The sequence below is a fragment of the Leptospira meyeri genome, assembly GCF_004368965.1.
Classification (GTDB): domain Bacteria; phylum Spirochaetota; class Leptospiria; order Leptospirales; family Leptospiraceae; genus Leptospira_A; species Leptospira_A meyeri.
In genome coordinates this window covers 1051584-1070000 of sequence record NZ_SORO01000001.1, presented here as the reverse complement: position 1 = coordinate 1070000, position 18417 = coordinate 1051584, and the positions used below count along the sequence as shown (strand labels likewise).

Sequence of the window (18417 nt, the reverse complement as noted above, 5' to 3'; positions counted from 1 at the left end):
TTTTGGATGAGACGTAAATTGGGACCCTCAGAGTTCTGATTCTCTTTCGCGAGAGGGATAGAAAGGGCGCGCGAGCGGTCGCAAAGCGACCGAAGCCCTGGATAGCCCGACCCCAAATTTCTAATAAAAAGTTATCTGATTCGAATCCATTTTTTGTTATGGATCTAGTCAATGGGGGCTCGCCCGAAATCACCGCATGACATGAGCCTGCGCATTTGCAAGTCCCTCCAAAGATGAAGAATGTAAATTCTGGCTGGATCTAATTGCTTTGTTAGTTTTTTTAAGGATCATGTCAACAAAGATAGAATCCATACCCGGACATTGCGACACTATGCCCAAGATTGGAAGTTAGTTAGCGTAAAAGCGACAATATTCTATTTTTCTATCTATCACACTCCTATTCGCAATTCATTATTTTCTGATAGTTCTGTATGATTTGAAATAAACGAAAATATTTCTATGATACCATAGGATAGATAGTAGTTTCCCACATTTGCGGAAATCCACTATTTTGCAAGAGGTTGTGTCATGCGAAAATGCAATCATGAAACGAACAATTTATCTTGCATTCAGTTTGCTCCTATTCACGATTCAATGTGCGAATGTTCAAATGAGATCAGAAGATCGATTTCACAATCTTTATTACCAGGTTGCAACAGGTAATACGGAAAGAGTCAAACAACTAATCACTTTAGGATACGATATTAATGCTCCTGAAGACACATTTGAAAGACTAACACCTCTTATGATTGCTTCTAAAGAAGGTCACACGGAAATTGTATTACTATTAGTTTCCATGAAAGTCCAATTAGATGCAAAAACTAGAAATGGACATACTGCCCTAATGATGGCATCTTATAATCGTTATCCGAAAATAGTTAAGATATTACTTGATGCAGGCGCAAATCCAAATTTAGTCACGAATGAGGGTCACACTGCTTTGTCAGAAATTCTCTTATCCGAAAGGGAAGAGATTGTTAGGTTACTAATGGAGAGAGGGGCTAAATGAAGACCCTCCATTTTTCACCGATTTTTTTCATTTCATGTTTGTTCTTTTTGTTGTTTGTTAGATGTTCCAATACATTTTCCAATCATTCAATTGATAGTTGTCGGAAAAAGTGTGATGCTGACCAATCACTTTGTTATATGATCACTCTGCAAAGTCCCTCTACAAATACCAACCAAGTAAATCTTACCTGTCCTCTCCTTTATGTGGGTTGCCACTCCAAGTGTGATTCGAAAAATCAGTCTTCCTCATCCCGCTTTACTTCCTCCAATCGGTCAGGTAGTCGCTCTGGAGGTGGCGGTCATTCCTCTTCGGGAGGAGGGCATTCTTCATCAGGTGGTGGAGGAGGGAGTAGCGGTGGTTCCAGTGGAGGTGGTCACGGAGGAGGAGGGCATTGAGAAATTTGATCCTATCATTCGAAATTGCCGAAGAAGGAATATCATCGGCTGAATCTTGATAATCCATTGATAGCGATGATAAGGTGAAATCATCAAATGCGATTCAGTATTTTTTTTGATTGAATGCCTTCCCAAAAAATTGAATCGCAAAAAATAATGTGACTTATACAGATCCAGAACCAATTACTTATTTTTTTTGGGAGAAGGGGTTTTTAAAGTCGTTTTCTTGGCTTTTTTCTTAGCAGGTGGAGATTTTTTGTTGTATTCGAGAGATAGTTGAATCCAATATTCAATTTCTTTTTTTGTTTTTATATCTTCTTCGTTAACGAAAACAAATCCTTTCATCAGGTGTCCGTTATGGATCATCGGACGAGCTTTTTTCTTGGATAAAATGGATCCAATAGATTCAGGATCGATTCTGCACATGATTTCATCATTTCTAATGCAGATACACATTTTACCGTTTACCATAAAACATAAACCGCCAAACATTTTTTTTTCTTCTACATTCGTCTGTCCTTCCATAGACTTTCGAACCCGATCTAATAATTTCTCATTGATAGCCATATGTTTTAAAGATGTAGGATCAATTTCTAGAATTGTAAACTTATTTTAAAAAAGGGAATCAAAATCATGGAGAAAGTGTCTGTGGTATACGTCATAGAAAATGCCAGATACATTTCTTTGTGTAAAAGTGAATGGATAATAAAAAATCGTGTTTGGCATATTGGAATCGCTACATGAGAACCATACTGATTTTTTACGAAAGTTGTCTTTTTAAGTATCTAAACAAACAACTTCATATACAGTGATTGGTTTTGATTTACCTTTGACGATGACTTTATCAATTTCACGAATTTCAAAACCATCATCTATTGAATATTTACCTTCAATTTGTTTGTAAGTTGCCTCCGATATTAAGATAGGACAATTGTAATGTTTTGTTAAACCTTCTATCCTTGAAGCTAAGTTTACATTGTCACCAATGACTGTATAATCTAATCTTCTGTCTGAACCAATATTACCAACAATTGCTTCTCCTGTATGGATACCGATTCCCACATGTAATTTTTCATTGGGGAGAATCAAATTTTGATTTAACTTTTCTAATTCATAGATCATTGCAACAGCGGATTTAACGGCACGGAGTGCATCATCATCTTGTTTGAATGGAGCACCAAATATGGTCATGATAGCATCACCGATAAACTTATCAATTGTACCATTGAATCGGAATATGACATCAGTCATGCGGGACAAATATTCGTTTAAAATCTGAACAACTTCTTCTGCAGATCGATTTTCTGAAAATTTTGTAAAAGACCGGATGTCAGAAAAAAGAATCGTAACTTCCTTATTTTCGCCACCTGGTTCAAGTTGTGCCTTATTTTTGTAGAACTCGCTGACTAGTTGTGAAGGAAGATATCTTTCCATCATTTGTTTTGCATTTGCTTCTTTCACCATATCAATATTTGAAACTGTAGTTACATAACCAATTGCAAGTATCATCCCCAGTCCTATCATCATGGGAATAAAATCGATTGGATAACCTTCGCCTAATCCAATTGAAATCACGAAAAGGAAAACAAACGCTAAAAAAGCACCATAGATTGTGCCTATTTTGGAATGTCTGAGTAGATTGAATTGGTAAACAAAAATAGCACTGATCATTGCGATAAAATATATAACACCATTGCCTCTCTGAACTGTTGGATCAAAATAAATCATAAGCCCAACGATCATATAGTCTAAAGTGATCGTAAAAAATTTCAAATATGGTTTATGAGGGTAATGATTTAAGAATAGAAGGACGATACCGGCAAATATCAAAATTACTGTGTCTAACAAGAGGGTGATGAAAGTTGGTGTGACAATCGTATAGTTGATCACTTGGAAGTAAGATAAATAATCTAGGAAAGAGGCGATTGAAAAAATAACAAATCTAACAACTGCTACTGTTTTCTCGTTTTTTATCTCTCTGGAAATTAGAATTTCATCAACGATTGATTTTTTCATTTTTTATCTCCAGTCCAACAAAATCAAAATATTTCGGTTCATTTTTTATGAATCTATAACTTTTTGATACCGCCCCGGCAAGAAACAAAGATCATAGAATGGAACGTAAGTATTTTAGAACTTGTTTTTCTTTCTGCGCGTCCAGTAATACTGGACAACACCGATACATGCAAAGAAAGCGCAAACAAATATGCCTGTGGTAGAAAAAATCCCAACAATATCTTTTGCACTAAAAACATCGATTGGATTTGTACCCAGTTGTGAAAGCAACGGATTTAGAATTCCCACCCAGACTACAAACACGAACATAAATACGGCGCCCCTACCTGCCCAGCGGCGAATGATTGTGGGATCGCCTGGTTCTATTTTTCCTCGGATGACTATATAGTCCACTAACAGGCCTAAGGTCAAACCTAGGAATATTCCTTTGATGAGTCCGAGAATCCCAGAGATAGTGAGTAAGGAAAGAAACGAAAGTACGATGAGAAAGAGGAATACAAGAACGATTGTCAGTAAGTACGGTCCTCCCACTCGAGCCGCTGGTAATGAGCTCGATCCGAGTTCGATTGAAGAAAAGGCATTTGCAAATCCACCAAGCCCTGCAATGACTTCTGCTCCCAATGAAAAGAGAATACTAAAAATAAATACGAAAATCCAAAGTTTTCGGCGCATTCGCTGATTTCATGGCCAGGGTGGTTTATCGCAAGCACTTTGTAAATACTCAGTGAACATGCGAGAGGGACCGTAAGGGAGCATTAGCAGTCGGTTTGTTTTGAAGGTAAAAGGCAATCAATTCCGTTAAGAAATGTCCATCTTTCTGGCTGTATCATAAAGAGGTGCGTTCATTTCTGGATCAATAATGTAAATTATCCTTTGGATACTGGAAGTTTGGCCTGCAAGATCAATCACTGCTCGTCGTTTGTCCATACGAATTTCGTTAATATCAAAATCGGCAATTCGATACTTAATCCCTTTTTTAAACAAAGGTTTGATGGAGCATATCCTTTGGATCTTTGGGCGGGTTTGGAAGCGATCGATTTCTAAAATTTTGCAGATATCAAAATGTGCCTGTTTTTCGGAATCGATAGATGCAGTGATTACATAATCACCTATGTTAATTATATTTTGATTATTAGTTAAACTGGCGCCGACATAGTCCAATAAGTGACGAATGTTTCTATTGCTGTATGAAAAAAACGAATCATTTACAATCATTTTTAATGCTGTTGCTGAATTGAAGGCTGAGCGCCAAGGTTGGTTTGTTGTTAAACTTGCATATTCGCTTGCGAGCGACAAAATTGCGATATCTTCTTCAAAATTTACAGAGTTTACATTTGATTCTTGGATTCGAAGTTGTGCATCAATATCAGCAACAATCATTTTTTTACTTGGATCTTTTATAAACTTATCCCTAATTAGCATCAACTTTCTAAAAACTGTATTATTGTCAGGGAAGTTATTATTTATGGAGTTACCTCGAAATGGTCTATGGTGGTTCAAAACAAGAGTACGAATTTCTTGCGTAATTTCTGGTGCTGCAAGAGTCATTAAGTAACTTATAATTGGATGTTGTTGGATTGAATTGTATTCTTCTTTAGTCAAGTTAGGTTTGTCTGGAAGAACTAACTTTGAATAACCAATATCTGCGAGAAAACTTGCCGTCATTACCGTAAGATGGTCTTTTTTATTGGGTTTGTTATCTTCGCCCATACCTATCTTTTTGGTACGGACTTTCATACCCATCGCGACAATTGTTCGTTTGGTCATCAACTCTGATTCCACTGGAACGCCAGCATGATTCAAAATTTCTAATATATTAAATAATCCAGATTCAAAATCTGGATTGCTAGTGAAATCATCTAAAACTTTTCCGATTGATTTGTGAACACGTAGTGCATGATCCGAATTGAATGCTTCTTTTTTTAACTCAAGAATCAGCGCTTCGGTTTGTTTGGCAAATTCTGTAGTTTTGTCTGGGTCAAAAAGTTTTGTTTGGCGAGGGTCTGCAGTATCTCCGGAGATTACACGAATATTTTTAGATTCAGATGTAAGGTAATAGGCTCCTTGTAACTCAATCTTTAAAAGTTTACCAAAATCCTCTTCCGTTGCGTTCTTTTTTTTTGCCAAGATGAGTTTGCCATCCCGATCAAAAAGATCGAGTGGAATTTGTTTGCTCTTACGGTAATTACGGAGCAGATCATCGTTAAATTCAAATTTAGCAAGTTGATCAGTGGGAATTAAAGGAATATTGCTCAAAATTTGCAGTCCTGTTATGGTATGGTATGATTATCTAGTGATATGAGACGAGAAAAATTGAATTTTACAAACAATAGACTTCATTTTTCGAATTAAAAACTTCCTCTGATAATTATCAAAAAGTATCGGCAAAAAGTAACGGATGGTTGTTTCATGATTCAAAACAAAATTTAAAGAACATAGGAAAAAAAACAAAATCTGAGTTATGGGATTAATGGATTCGGAAACAATTAATCCCATATCTTCCCGTCAAGTTTTTACAAAATGAGTGTTTGATTTTGATCAGTGAAATGTATCGCAAGAACTTTTTTGATTGAATGCTTATTTCACCTTGTAACTTTGTTGGATTTAAAAGTAAAAATAATGAAAGTAGGCCATCCTGTGACTCGGGTTATTAATTTTTAATAATCATTCCATGTGCTTATTTTTTTTCTTTATAATCGAACATAAAATTGTTTAATCGATTTGCATATAGATGCCAATGTGTTAAGATCTTCCGATACCTGTTTTGAATTGGTTCAAATTATGAAAAAAATTATTCCCTTATGGTTCGCCGCTTTGCTTTTTGCAAACTTTTCTCTTCGTAGTGAAACAATTTTTCTCAAGTCAGGAGAAAAATTAGAAGGTTCGGTTTTAGCCCAAGATAAGGATTCTGTGACCATCAAACTTGCAAACGGGAATACGAAAGTGTTTCCTAAGTCGGCGGTTCAGAAAGTTAGTTATGGGAAAGAGCCGGACTCCGCAACGTTAAAAAAAGAAGCTTTGATTTCAGAGAAGGAAAAGAAAATCAAAGAAGAAAAAGAACTGGCAGAAAAACAAAAACGGGAAGAAGAGAATCTCAAAACAAAAGAAGAAAAACAAAAAAAAAGAGAGGAACAACTTTCTCATTCGAAACGACATTATTTAGAAGGTTCCTTTGGAGTTGGAAGTGGAGAGAGCCAATCAGAACTTCGTCCTTTCTTTCAAACCATCCAAATAGCCGGTCTCCTATTCAGTAGCGGTGGCCAAGCTGAGCTACTATCCACTCCTTATAAAAGTAAAAATCAGAGTGCAACGACACGTTTGTTTTACGCATGGGACCGGTTCACCTTTGAGGTTCGTGGAACAGAAGCGAAAGGAAAATTAGACACTGGGGGATTTCAGACTCTTGCTTACGGAAGTGGGGGCGGTTCTTCTTTCACTACTGAAAAAACTGCCAATGTTCTTCTTGGAAACGGCAATACAAAGTTTCAAAAACTTTCTTCCAGGATAGGTTTCACTCCCTATCCACATCCAGTTTTAGACCTACAAATTTTAGGAGGGTTGGAACGAATTTGGACAAAGAGCAACCAAGAAGTTGATAGTCTCGGAGCGATTACCTCCACAGGAATCAATCCCAACAGAGTGAGTTACCGGGAAACAACTAACTCGTTCAAAGGGTATAGTGTCGGAATTGGATTCGAGTGGAAATTTTTGGAAAGGTTTGCCTTGCAAGGACAGATTTTGCATTTGGATCTGCAGGGTCCATCATCGTTTCGAAGTAACGAATTTCGATTGGATACCACTCCTTTTCGATACAATCACTATGGCCTAGACTATCAATGGAAGTCTACAGGAACTGAAGTGAATGTGAAATTCACAACGAAGATTAAAGGTGATTTCAGTTTATTTGTGGAAGCGAGCAACATGACCTTGAATAACAAATTGCAGTCGGGTTATCTAACAGAAAATGAAGAGGGGGGAAATTCAGATCCGGCGCAAATTTTACTAAAAGTGTATGGCCCTCAAATATTAATTCCTATGTTCTATGATTCAAAGACAATATTGTCATACGTTCAAGTCGGTGCAAATTATCGTTTTAATTTTTAAAGGAAAAGTTCAATTTAGCGTATAATTTGCTACAAATTCAACACAGATCCATTGGCAGTAAGCAGTATAGTAGGCAATAAATTATTGCTTACTTAAGTGAATTCAAAAATCTTCTCAAATAGGCATCAAGATGAATACAAAGAAACAATGGATTATTATTTTTTTCTCAGTAATTTGTTTTTTGAACCTAATGCTTATAAATTGCAAAGAATTTGAAATTAATAATTTATGTGATCCAAGTTCTGATACTTTTAAAGAAGTTCAAATTTCTAAGATCATTGCAAAGGATAACTCTCCTTTTTGTGGTAAGGATTATATTTCAACGATTATCCCTTATTCCATCTCTGGTTCTATAACTGGGTTCATCAGTTCAGGATTGAAACTTTCTCTCAATGGAATTGTATTGTTATCTGTTGAAAATGGCAGTAATAGTTTTTCCTTTATGAATGTTTTGACGAGTGGATCTTCGTTTCTGCATTGTCATTGAGATTTTCAGCCAATTCAAAGTATTGGACTGGATTGAATGGCAATTGGACAACCAATACTGGTAATACCTGTGATTTATGGAGAAGTAATTCTGGATCATTTACGGGAGGTATGGGCCAAGGTAATTCAACTCTGGTTGCCGACATTACGGCAGGTTGGACTCCTGAGGCATGCAATTTGAGTAACCAACAGTTGATCTGTGTTGAACAATAATTCTATTTTTTTAGATTATTTTTTCCAATCTCCATTTCTCTGCAGATTTCAAAATTTCCTCTGCGAGGTAGGCAAGTCCTGGTCCTGATTTTTTGCGATAACAGAGATAAAATTTTCTTTCTGCATTCCAGTCTTCGAAGTTAATTTTTTTTAGTTTTGAACTCATGGAATATTCGGATAAAAAACCGATTCCGAGCCCCGCTTCCAAAGATTTGATCACGGATTCTACACTTCGTAGTTCCATGGCAATATTCGAACTAAATTCTTTTGAAAACGATTTGATCTTTTTCTCCACAGCTTTTCTTAGAGCAGAACCTGGGTGGAAAAATACAAAGGATTGTTTTTTTAAGTCCTCGATTTTAATTTTCTTTTTTAGAAAGATCGGATGATCTTTTGCTGCGCAAGGAAAGATATGATCGGATAAAAATTCTAAAACATTCAAACTGGGTTCTGTTATAGGACCAGTCAAAATCCCAAGGTCGACTTCTCCCTTTAATACGGCGTTCTTAGTTTCAGTAGCATCTCCTTCTCTGACAGAAAGAAAAAGTCCTGGCCTTTTTTTTAAGATTTCCTTTAAGACTTGTGGCAAGATCCAAGCAGAGACGGTCCCGCCAGCCGAAATTGAATAGTTTCCTTTTAGTTCCTTTTCATTAGAAAAGCCGTTTTGTATTTCTTCCCATAATTCTTTCATACGAACAGAATATTGAAAGAATCTTTCACCTTCGTGTGTTAGACGAACTGACCTTCCTCCTCTTTCCAAGACAGTGACTCCTAATTCCTTTTCTAAAAGAAAAATCTGTTTCGAGAGTGCGGGTTGTGTTAATCCCAAACGAGATGCTGCCTTTTGGAATGTTCCTGATTCTGCGATTTCTAGAAAGTAAATAATTTGTCTGAATTCCATACTACATATAACTTTTAGTTATATATTTTATAAAACCAATTTATTTGCATTATATCAATTAATTTGATACCTTATTTACCAAGAGGGAAATATGGGACAAACTCTATATGACAAAATTTGGGAAAGTCATCGGATCTTTGAGAATTCAGACTCTGAATCCATTTTATATGTGGACCGCCATATTCTACATGAAGTGACTTCCGCCCAAGCATTCGAAGGATTAAGAACGAAGAAGAGGGATGTAAGAAGAAAGGATCTCACTATGGGAGTTGTGGATCATAATGTTTCCACAAGAGATCGTAAAAACAGAGATGCAGCAGGACCTATCTCTAGGTTGCAGATCGATACAATGGAAAAAAACTGCAAAGATTTTGGAATCCGTTTGTTTGGTCCGGAAGATCCAGAACAAGGGATTGTGCATGTAATCGGTCCTGAGTTAGGATTCACAACTCCTGGATCCGTGATTGTATGTGGAGATTCTCATACAGCAACTCACGGAGCCTTTGGTGCTTTGGCGTTTGGAATCGGAACTAGCGAAGTAGAACATGTGCTAGCGACACAAACTCTCAAACAGGCAAAAACAAAATCAATGTCCGTTCAATTTCTTGGAAAACCTGGATTTGGAATCACCGCAAAAGATGTAGTTCTTGCACTCATAAAAAAGATGGGTACCTCTGGGGGAAGGGGATACACTTTAGAATATTCAGGAGAATGGATTCGTTCTCTTTCAATGGAAGGTCGAATGACTCTTTGTAATATGAGTATTGAAGCGGGAGCCAGGGCAAGTCTTGTGGCACCGGACCAAATCACATTTGATTATTTGAAAGAGAGAAAGTTAATTCCTAAAGGAAAAAGTTTTTTAGAAGCTATCGAATATTGGAAAACATTTTTCACGGATCAAGATGCAGTTTTTGATGAGATGATTGAATTCGATATTTCTAATATAGAACCACAAGTTACGTGGGGTACAAACCCATCTCAGTCTTTATCCATAGGTGGAGTGATTCCAAATCCAAAAGAATTCCAAGACAAAGGTGGTCGAGAGACAGCCGAGAATGCATTGGAGTATATGGATCTAAAACCAGGAACGCCCATTTCGGAGATCAGAATTGACAAGGTATTCATAGGCTCTTGCACAAATGCAAGGATAGAAGACTTACGATCTGCAGCAGAAGTTGCGAAAGGAAAAAAAGTCCATCCCAGGGTGCAGGCTTTAGTCGTCCCAGGTTCAGGTTCAGTGAAACGACAGGCTGAGTTGGAAGGGTTGGATCAGATTTTCAAAGAGGCTGGATTCGAATGGAGAGAACCTGGTTGTTCTCTTTGTCTTGCGATGAATGACGATATATTAAAGCCGGGCGAAAGATGTGCCTCTACTTCTAACCGCAACTTCGAAGGAAGACAAGGAAGAGGAGGAAGAACTCATTTAGTCAGTCCTTCCATGGCTGCTGCCGCAGCAGTGAACGGAAAATTTGTAGATGTGAGGAAATTGACATGAGCGTAAACAATTGGACAATCCATACGGGAGTTGCCGTTTCAATCCCGAGAGAAGATATCGATACGGACCAAATCCTTCCTAAACAATTTATGAAACTCATCGATAAAAAAGGATTTGGAAAACATTTATTTTTTGATTGGAGGTATTTAGATTTAGAAGGAAAGATTCTAAATCCTGAATTTGTTTTGAACCAGGAAGGATTTAAGAATGCGAGTGTGCTCATCGTTTGCAAAAATTTCGGCTGTGGCTCCAGTCGAGAACATGCACCTTGGGCTCTTTCTGATTTTGGATTCAGAGCCATCTTGGCTCCCTCCTTTGCCGATATTTTCTCCATTAATGCGGCGAAGAATGGAATCGCTCTTGTTCGTTTGAAAGAAGAAGAAATCCATTCTCTAGGTGAATGGGTTTCTAAAAATCCTGGATCTCAAATTAGGATCAATTTGGAAAATTTAGAGGTTCAAGCGGGAGAACAAACATTCTTTTTCCATTTGGATTCTGCTTCCGTAAACCGGATCCGGAATGGATGGGATGATATTGATACCACCTTAAAAAATGAAAGAGAGATCTTAGAATTTGAACGGAAACGTAAAATGGAAAAAACATTTTTGGAAGTGCGTTGGTAATAGATCTCAAAATTTTCTGCGAGAGGGATAGGAAGGGCGCGCATGCGGTCGCTCTTTGCGACCGAAGCCCTGGATAGCCCGGCCCCATTCATCTAACAATGGTAATTTGGAAAAAATGGATTTGAAGAAAAAACTAATGTTTGGGGACTCGCCCCGAAGAGGTTGTGCACCATCGTAAGGGAGGGGGCCCCTCTAACACAACGGTTGCTTTGATGCAAGCCTTGTCCCGAATGTTAAGATTTTATTCTAAAACTTTTCACCTTTTGGTATGGAAGATTTTATTTGGACCTAAGATCTGTTAGAACTGTTTGCAATGTATTGATTCCCCAATGTTCGATATATTTACCGTCTTGCAAACGCACAATGTCAATGACATCGATTCGAATCTTTTGTTGTGTCGGAGCAATTCCCATCAGTACACCTTTGTGAGTTCCCGTGATGGCCTTGCGAGTCGTTACTTTATCTCCTTCGGCAACTTGATCAAAAATTTCTACGGTTAGGTCAGGAAAGGCTGGTTTTAACACGGAATTAAAAGTATTCCACATTGCATTCGAATCATTTGCATGTTCTGGTGCTGATCGATTGATGAAGTCTACATGCATTAGTTCTCTGAAGGTAACTTCATTACAATTCTGAATGACTTCTTCGTTGAATCGTTTTACGATGTGCTTGTTTTTTTCTAAAACATCCATGAATAATTCTTTTCTACTTGTGTAACGGATGCAATCAAAAATTTATGCCTTCGTTATCTGGTCTACTTTTTTAAAAAAGGTTTCCGTTTCTACTGAGGAACCCTGCTTGTATTCACGGGAGATTGGCGATCCGCAGGATTATTAATGTTTTTGAATATCGCCCTTAAAGCATACCCGATTACTACAAGCTGGATTGGTATGAAAATATTATCCAATTGATTTTCTTGTAGTTTGATTACATAGGGCCCATTGTATTTGAAGGGGAGTGTGATTGGATACCACATAAGTACTGTTAGTGTTGTTGTCACGAGTGTGTCGGAAAAACCAAAATAATAATGGAGAGGGTAACTTTTTTTGTGCAAACGATAGAGGGCAAACATAACCACTAAACTCAAAGGTTCAAGGAGAATGTAGTGTAGACTATCAAAGGTTGGTAGCGATAAAAGTGCAATGCGATAAGCAGCGTGACAATAGACCCATTGTAATGGTGAGGATCGAAAGATGAAAAATCCATGATCGAATTTCGTTGTCTGAAAATGTTTTTTTTCCATTTCCTGAAGCAACCAGATGAGGAGAGCGAGACATACAAAGCGACTTAAGGATCCGCGGTAGGTGCCACCGTCGGGAGAAAAAACCATAACAAAGATATTCGCCACCACAGCAAAGTTGATATAACGGGAAAACCAAAGCAGGAATTTTGGCTCTAAGTTTTCGGAAAAAATAGCAAAGGTGAGCACAACTCCCAAACCAAAGGGGAGAAGCAACATGAGTTTGATAAAACTCATGATTTTAATTGAATCGTGTTGTGAATAGAATGTAAACTGAATGCAGGCTAACAAAGTAAAGGCCAACACAAATATAAAAAGAATGGTTTGGCGAAAACTTGCCAAGTAACAAACAAACATTACGACTAGAATGGCAATTGTATTGTTCCAAAAGAATAAAGTGAGATCCATACCAGGGTTTATCATTACCTTAAAAATTCGATTGAGAGAAGGGTGACATCATCTTCAAATTTTTCTGAGTTTTGGTGTTTTTTCGCCATTGAAAGTAAAGTATCCAGAGAGGAATTTTTTTTCCAGAGCTCCTCATTTTTAATCCATTGTATAAATCCAGAATCTCTAAACAATGTTTGGTCTTTTGCTCGAACATCAAAGATACCATCTGAAAATATAAATAGTTTATCCCCAGGCAAATAATGAACCTCATTATTTGCTCCTTCCCAGTCAGGAAGAATCGCCAGTGGTTTGCCTTTGCCCAACATTTGCGATACACCATCTTTTGTTCCTAAGTATATATCTTCATGGCCAGCCTTTGACCAAGTAAACTTGTTTTGATTTGAATCCAAAACTACCGCTACGGCAGTGACAAATAGACCGGCAGTGTTTCCATATAGATAAGAATTGAAACTTTCTAAACAGGCGGCAGGGTTATCTTTTTGAGTTTGGGGGAGTTGGAATACAAAATGTAACATTGCTGAAATCATTCCGGCTGCAAAACCATGCCCTGAAACGTCGGCTAACAGCAAAAAAGTTTTACCATCGCCTAATGATTGTACAGCGTAGTAATCGCCCGCAATTCCATCACTCGGAAGGAACTTTAATTCAGTGGATAGCAGGGTATTATCATATTCTAACTCAGGTAACAATTTTTTTTGAATTCGGATGCCACGGGTTAGTTCTTCTTTGAGGTAAAATTCATTTTCTTTTAAACGTAATGCATTTTTGATCACACTCAAAAGTTCTGATTCTAAAAATGGTTTGGGCAAATAGAAATCTGCTCCTTCTCCATGAACTTCTTTTCTCGTGGTTTCGTCTGCTTTGGCCGTGAGTAAAATGATTGGAAGAGAATGAAGGTTCTCTTTTTTCCGGACCTCCCGAATCAGATCAAGTCCACTTAAGTTTGGCATCATTAAATCGGTAATGACTAAATCTGGAGATTCTGATAAGACGGCTTCGAGTCCCGCCAAACCATCTGGAGCAACTAATACATGAAAACCTACTCTGGTTAAAATAGATCCCAAATAAGATCGTAAATCGGGATTATCTTCGACTACCAATAGTTTGATGGTCTTTTTTGTATTTGTTTTTTCTGAAAATTCGTATGGATGAGCCACTTCTTCCGGAATATATTCGTGTCGTGTAGGATAGTAGCGCTGTATGTTTGTTAGGTTTTCTTGTTTTTTACTTTCAGCTAAAGGCAAAGTAAAGTAGAAGTGGGAGCCTATACCGATTTCGCTTTCTACGCCAACTTTCCCTCCATGGAGTTCCACTAATTCCTTTACTAAGGCAAGGCCTAAACCAGTGCCTTCTTGTTCCCTTGTGAGCGATGCTTCGCTGATTCCAAATCGAGAAAACAATCTTCGAATTTGGCTTTCTTCCATTCCAATCCCAGAATCTCGAACAGATACGATTGCTTCGTTTTCTTTCCGTTGTAGTTCCAATCGGATTGTTCCACCCTCTCCAGTAAATTTGATAGAGTTGGAAAGGTAATTAAAAATACATTTGTCAATTTGTTCTGGGTCTACATCAACAAATAATGCCTCATCACATAACGAAAGTTCAAATCTAATGTTTTTTCTTTTAACGTAGGCTGTAAAGTTTTCGGAAACTTGGATTAAAAAGTCACCTAATTGAAGATAAGTCTTCCGAAGTTCCATTCGACCTGAAGTAATTTTTTGTAAATCGAGAAGTTGGTTCACTAAACGAGTTAAGCGCCTAGCTTGGTTTACGATGACCTTTACTTCTAAAGGAGATAGTCCTTCTGATCGTTTAAGAGCGGACTCCGAGGGCCCGGCAATTAATGTGAGGGGGGTTCTCAATTCATGGGATATGTTTTGGAAAAAAGCAGTTTGAGCCTTATTTTCTCTCTCTAAGGAGTCCTCGGCAATATTTGCTGCAAGAGTAAAGTAATATGCAAAGCCAGCATGAAAAAGGGTGGAGAAGATAATGTTGGATACATTGATGAGGGCAAGAAAATTCGGAGTCCAATGGTAGATTGGCGGATAGGACATCGAATAATAATATGTGGAAGCAAAGAGTAAACAACCGAGGACAATACTGCCGAATTTGAGAAAGTTTTTTCCAGGGGGTAGAAGAAAAATTCCCGTTGCAAAAAGCATCATATAATATTGGTAACCTGCGCCCCATCCAAAAAAATACGTTGCTGCTAATGCATGTAGAAAAACCTCTGAGAAACATAAATACAAAGAAGTGAATAAGTATTGTTTGCGATTGATCCAAATCGTAAAAGCAAACCAAATCACACTTCCTAGATTAAAAAGTGCCATCTCCAATGCCCCTACTGCACTAAAGAAAAAAATAAAAGCAAAGTGAATGAGGCCGGCTAAAACATAAATTGAGTTGGTTGCGACGTAATACCTTTGGTAGCGAAGTTCTACGTTAGCTGGAGACCGGAATAAAGAACGAACAAAGGTCAAAAATTGGGCCATTCGTTGCCAAATAAACCTGGTGTGAGAAGAAAAGTCAAGAAAAGCTTTGCTTTACATTTTTTTACTCAATACTCAGTTGAATCTGGAATGATAATTCGAGTGACTTAAAATCTAGAATGGTTTACTTTGGGTATCTTATCGTTTGGAGGGTTTATGTTTCGATTTTTGATTCAATTCGTTTCTGTAGGTGTTTGTATTTTAAATTTATTTTGTCAGGTAACTTCGCATAAAGTAAAACCCTTCAATTCGGATAAAATCTCTGAAACACTCCCTCTTTCCCCACAACCGAAACATTGGGTAGAATTGAAAGTTGTCAAGGTGGCTGATTGGGAAGCCTCTCTTGCTGGACTTTTGGACCTGGATGATCCAAAGGCTAAGATGGTTGGTTTAAAGGATCGCTTAGAACCTATTTCCATATACTTCTATGTCGTTAAACATCCTATATACGGAACGTATCTGATTGATTCAGGGATAGGGGAAAGGTTCTCTAAGGGAGAGGCAGGGGCTTACGTGAGTTCGATCGTTGAATCTCAGATGCATTTAAACCGATTAAAAATTTATGAAACAACAAATGCTTATCTTTCCAAAAACAAAATCGACCTGAAGGGGGTTTTTTACACTCATTTACATTTGGATCATGTGCTTGGTGCCTATGAATTGGATCGATCGGTACCATTCTATGTTGGACCTGGAGAAGTAACAACTCGCCAATTGATTAATTTGTTTGTACAAGGATCCACGAATCGTCTATTAGGGGAAAATCCAAACCTGATCCAACTTGATTTAGAGAAAAATCAAATTAGAGTTTTGGATTTTTTTGGAGACCAAAGTTTTTTTGTGATCGCAGTTCCTGGTCATACACCAGGTAGTTTGGCTTTTTTTATACCGACTAAAGATGGATCCCATTTGATTCTGGGTGATTCTTGTCATACAGAATGGGGTTGGAAAGAATCTGTTGTCCCAGGTGCGTTTACCACTGATGCAAAACTCAATCGCAAAAGTTTGGATTTTCTCAAAAAAGTTGCTGAAACAAACAAACCCAAGTTTGTGTATCCTGGCCATCAGGAAAGAATCCTGAACCAAAAATAAGAATTTGTCTCTTTGTGAAAGTTTGCTCCACTAATGGAAATTATACTATGAATTGTATATAGAAAATAAATAATATTAAACTTTTACTTTACATTAAATATCAATAAAATCAAACTTTGTCAGCAATGTTTCGACTTTGGGCAAGATTGACTTTTATTTTTATTGGTACTAGCGCTCTTTGGGCAACTCCTTCGCAGTCACGATACACAACTATTTTGAAAGGCGGGATCGGTGAGTATCCGTTAGGTTTTCATATGGAAATTCTGACACTCCCACCGAATGAAAATTTAACTTTTGAAGAGGTGCGAAAATCAAATCTTTTTTATGAGAGTAAGTCTCTTTCTCCCAATTTTGGTTTTACAAAAAATATCTATTGGGTTCGGTTCGAACTACAAAATGAGGCAAATGAACGCGATTGGTACATTCATGTTTCTTATCCATTGTTGGACAAAATTGATTTTTATGAACTAAAAGATAAAACTTGGAAACAAACAATAACAGGAGATTCTTATGTATTTTCTCAAAGGCCTTTGGAAGAAAAAAGTTTCATTTTCCCGATCAAACTTTTGAATAAAAAAAATAATACATATTATTTTCGATTTGAAAGTGAAGGGACGGTACAATTCCCCATCACAGTATATTCCCATGAACGCTTTTTAAAACTCAAAGAGAAAGAAAATTTATCTCTTGGAATTTATTATGGAATTTTATTCGTTCTAGTAATTTATAATTTAATTCTTTTGTTTATGTTGAGAGACTTGGGGTATTTGTATTACCTTCTGTATATCAGTTTGTATGGATTGTCGCAATCAGTATTAAATGGTTTGGCGTTTCAGATTTTTTGGCCAAACTTCCCTTATTGGGCAAACATAAGTTTGCCTTTTGTTGGCGGTTTTTCTTTATTTTGGGGTCTTCAATTTACAAGGAGTTTTTTAAATACCAAAAAAAATACTCCGACATGGGATAAAATTATTTTTATCTTAATGGGTATGATGTTATTTTTAATGTTATCCTCTTTTGTTTTTTCTTATTATGCGAATATTTATTTATTAGCATCCTTGGTTATGTCCTTTGCAGTATCGGTTTTTCTTGTAGCTGTTGTTTGCTGGGATAAAGGGTATAAACCGGCGAGGTATTTTTTAATCGCTTGGGTGGCACTTTTATTTGGTGTAGGAATATATTCTCTCAAAGGATTTGGAATATTGCCTGCAAACACTTTTACAGAATATGGATTACAAGCAGGTTCTGCGATCGAGATGTGTTTGTTATCCTTGGGACTTGCTTATAAAATTAAACTTGCTAATTCCGAAAAAAACAAAGCTGAAAGACGGATGGTCACCTACAAGGCCAAATTGCAGGATGCAAAACTAGTTTCTTCTAGGTTGGAAGTAGAATTATTAAAAAACAACATTCATCCCCACTTTTTACTGAATTCAATCAATGCTACTATCATCTGGTTGGATGAAGATCCAGAAACGGCAAAACAATTGTTAACGGCTTTATCTGATGAGTTGAGAGCCATTTTAAAATTAACAAATAGGAAAACTATTTCTGTAAACGAAGAAGTTGGAATATGCAAACGATACTTGGAAATCATGAGTTTACGCAAAGAATCGAAGTTTGAATTCAAAACAGAAGGTGTGAGTTCCAAAGATATCATTCCACCCATTGTTTTATTGACATTGGTCGAAAATGGAGTGACCCATGGTTACCAGGGAAAAAATTCTGGTACCTTTACTTTGAAGAAAAAGAAAGATAAAAACAAAACCAAATACATTTTATTTAATGATGGTTTACCAACAACAAAATCGGATTCATTGGGAACAGGGATCAAATACATAAAGTCCAGACTTCAAGAAGCCTTTCCCAATAAGTGGGATTTTAATTCAAAGGTCGTAATGGGAGGTTGGGAAAATACAATCACCTTAATGGAATAAACCGTG

General features: G+C 37.1%; 17 protein-coding genes. 9 read left to right on the top strand and 8 right to left on the bottom strand.

The window, feature by feature from the left end; genetic code table 11:
- Positions 1-544: 544 nt before the first annotated feature.
- Positions 545-1009 (top strand): ankyrin repeat domain-containing protein, encoded by a 465-nt coding sequence (locus tag CLV96_RS05020; protein ID WP_004788344.1) that lies wholly within the window; start codon positions 545-547, stop codon positions 1007-1009.
- Positions 1006-1404: a hypothetical protein gene (locus tag CLV96_RS05015; protein ID WP_004788928.1), complete on the top strand. Its 399-nt coding sequence runs from the start codon at positions 1006-1008 to the stop codon at positions 1402-1404. Before CLV96_RS05020 ends, CLV96_RS05015 begins: the two co-directional genes overlap by 4 nt.
- A 183-nt stretch (positions 1405-1587) precedes the next feature.
- On the opposite strand, the gene CLV96_RS05010 is transcribed toward CLV96_RS05015, so the two are convergent.
- The 4 genes from CLV96_RS05010 to CLV96_RS04995 all read right to left on the bottom strand — a co-directional run bounded on the left by CLV96_RS05010 (position 1588) and on the right by CLV96_RS04995 (position 5676).
- Positions 1588-1971, bottom strand: a complete 384-nt coding sequence (locus tag CLV96_RS05010; RefSeq protein WP_040917592.1) for a TfoX/Sxy family protein — start codon at positions 1969-1971, stop codon at positions 1588-1590.
- A 210-nt stretch (positions 1972-2181) separates the two neighbouring features.
- Positions 2182-3420 (bottom strand): adenylate/guanylate cyclase domain-containing protein, encoded by a 1239-nt coding sequence (locus tag CLV96_RS05005; protein ID WP_004789194.1) that lies wholly within the window; start codon positions 3418-3420, stop codon positions 2182-2184.
- A gap of 114 nt (positions 3421-3534) precedes the next feature.
- Positions 3535-4092, bottom strand: a complete 558-nt coding sequence (locus CLV96_RS05000) for a hypothetical protein (protein ID WP_004788823.1) — start codon at positions 4090-4092, stop codon at positions 3535-3537.
- Between the two features lie 126 nt (positions 4093-4218).
- Positions 4219-5676, bottom strand: a complete 1458-nt coding sequence (locus tag CLV96_RS04995) for an HD-GYP domain-containing protein (RefSeq protein ID WP_004789180.1) — start codon at positions 5674-5676, stop codon at positions 4219-4221.
- 525 nt (positions 5677-6201) lie between these two features.
- Between CLV96_RS04995 and CLV96_RS04985 the strand changes: the two genes are divergently transcribed.
- The 3 genes from CLV96_RS04985 to CLV96_RS19950 all read left to right on the top strand — a co-directional run bounded on the left by CLV96_RS04985 (position 6202) and on the right by CLV96_RS19950 (position 8223).
- Positions 6202-7524 carry an LA_0442/LA_0875 N-terminal domain-containing protein gene (locus CLV96_RS04985; protein WP_004788365.1) on the top strand — a complete coding sequence of 441 codons (1323 nt, stop codon included), beginning with the start codon at positions 6202-6204 and terminating at the stop codon, positions 7522-7524.
- Positions 7525-7654: 130 nt separating this feature from the next.
- Complete coding sequence (locus CLV96_RS19955; protein ID WP_004788470.1) at positions 7655-8011, top strand: hypothetical protein; 357 nt, start codon at positions 7655-7657, stop codon at positions 8009-8011.
- Positions 8002-8223 (top strand): DUF1554 domain-containing protein, encoded by a 222-nt coding sequence (locus CLV96_RS19950; protein WP_338092312.1) that lies wholly within the window; start codon positions 8002-8004, stop codon positions 8221-8223. Before CLV96_RS19955 ends, CLV96_RS19950 begins: the two co-directional genes overlap by 10 nt.
- Positions 8224-8233: 10 nt before the next feature.
- On the opposite strand, the gene CLV96_RS04975 is transcribed toward CLV96_RS19950, so the two are convergent.
- The gene (locus CLV96_RS04975; protein WP_004788840.1) at positions 8234-9124 is read right to left on the bottom strand and encodes a LysR family transcriptional regulator; all 891 of its coding nucleotides are present in this window, start codon (positions 9122-9124) and stop codon (positions 8234-8236) included.
- A gap of 91 nt (positions 9125-9215) precedes the next feature.
- Here CLV96_RS04975 and leuC point away from each other — a divergent pair, with 91 nt between their 5' ends.
- A complete protein-coding gene (leuC, locus tag CLV96_RS04970) occupies positions 9216-10619 on the top strand; it encodes a 3-isopropylmalate dehydratase large subunit (protein ID WP_004788313.1) in 1404 nt (467 codons plus the stop codon).
- A complete protein-coding gene (gene leuD, locus CLV96_RS04965; protein ID WP_004788439.1) occupies positions 10616-11242 on the top strand; it encodes a 3-isopropylmalate dehydratase small subunit in 627 nt (208 codons plus the stop codon). Before leuC ends, leuD begins: the two co-directional genes overlap by 4 nt.
- Positions 11243-11520: 278 nt before the next feature.
- Here the strand turns inward: leuD and CLV96_RS04960 are convergent, their stop codons facing one another.
- The 3 genes from CLV96_RS04960 to CLV96_RS04950 all read right to left on the bottom strand — a co-directional run bounded on the left by CLV96_RS04960 (position 11521) and on the right by CLV96_RS04950 (position 15385).
- The gene (locus CLV96_RS04960) at positions 11521-11934 is read right to left on the bottom strand and encodes an ester cyclase (protein ID WP_004788995.1); all 414 of its coding nucleotides are present in this window, start codon (positions 11932-11934) and stop codon (positions 11521-11523) included.
- A gap of 89 nt (positions 11935-12023) precedes the next feature.
- Positions 12024-12905, bottom strand: a complete 882-nt coding sequence (locus tag CLV96_RS04955; protein ID WP_004789147.1) for a hypothetical protein — start codon at positions 12903-12905, stop codon at positions 12024-12026.
- On the bottom strand, positions 12905-15385 hold the full coding sequence (locus CLV96_RS04950; RefSeq protein ID WP_004788837.1) for a SpoIIE family protein phosphatase: 2481 nt from the start codon (positions 15383-15385) through the stop codon (positions 12905-12907). The genes CLV96_RS04955 and CLV96_RS04950 overlap by 1 nt, the downstream gene beginning before the upstream one ends.
- 153 nt (positions 15386-15538) lie before the next feature.
- Between CLV96_RS04950 and CLV96_RS04945 the strand changes: the two genes are divergently transcribed.
- The gene (locus tag CLV96_RS04945) at positions 15539-16474 is read left to right on the top strand and encodes an MBL fold metallo-hydrolase (RefSeq protein WP_004789015.1); all 936 of its coding nucleotides are present in this window, start codon (positions 15539-15541) and stop codon (positions 16472-16474) included.
- Positions 16475-16599: 125 nt separating this feature from the next.
- On the top strand, positions 16600-18411 hold the full coding sequence (locus tag CLV96_RS04940) for a 7TM diverse intracellular signaling domain-containing protein (RefSeq protein ID WP_040917594.1): 1812 nt from the start codon (positions 16600-16602) through the stop codon (positions 18409-18411).
- Positions 18412-18417 lie beyond the last annotated feature (6 nt).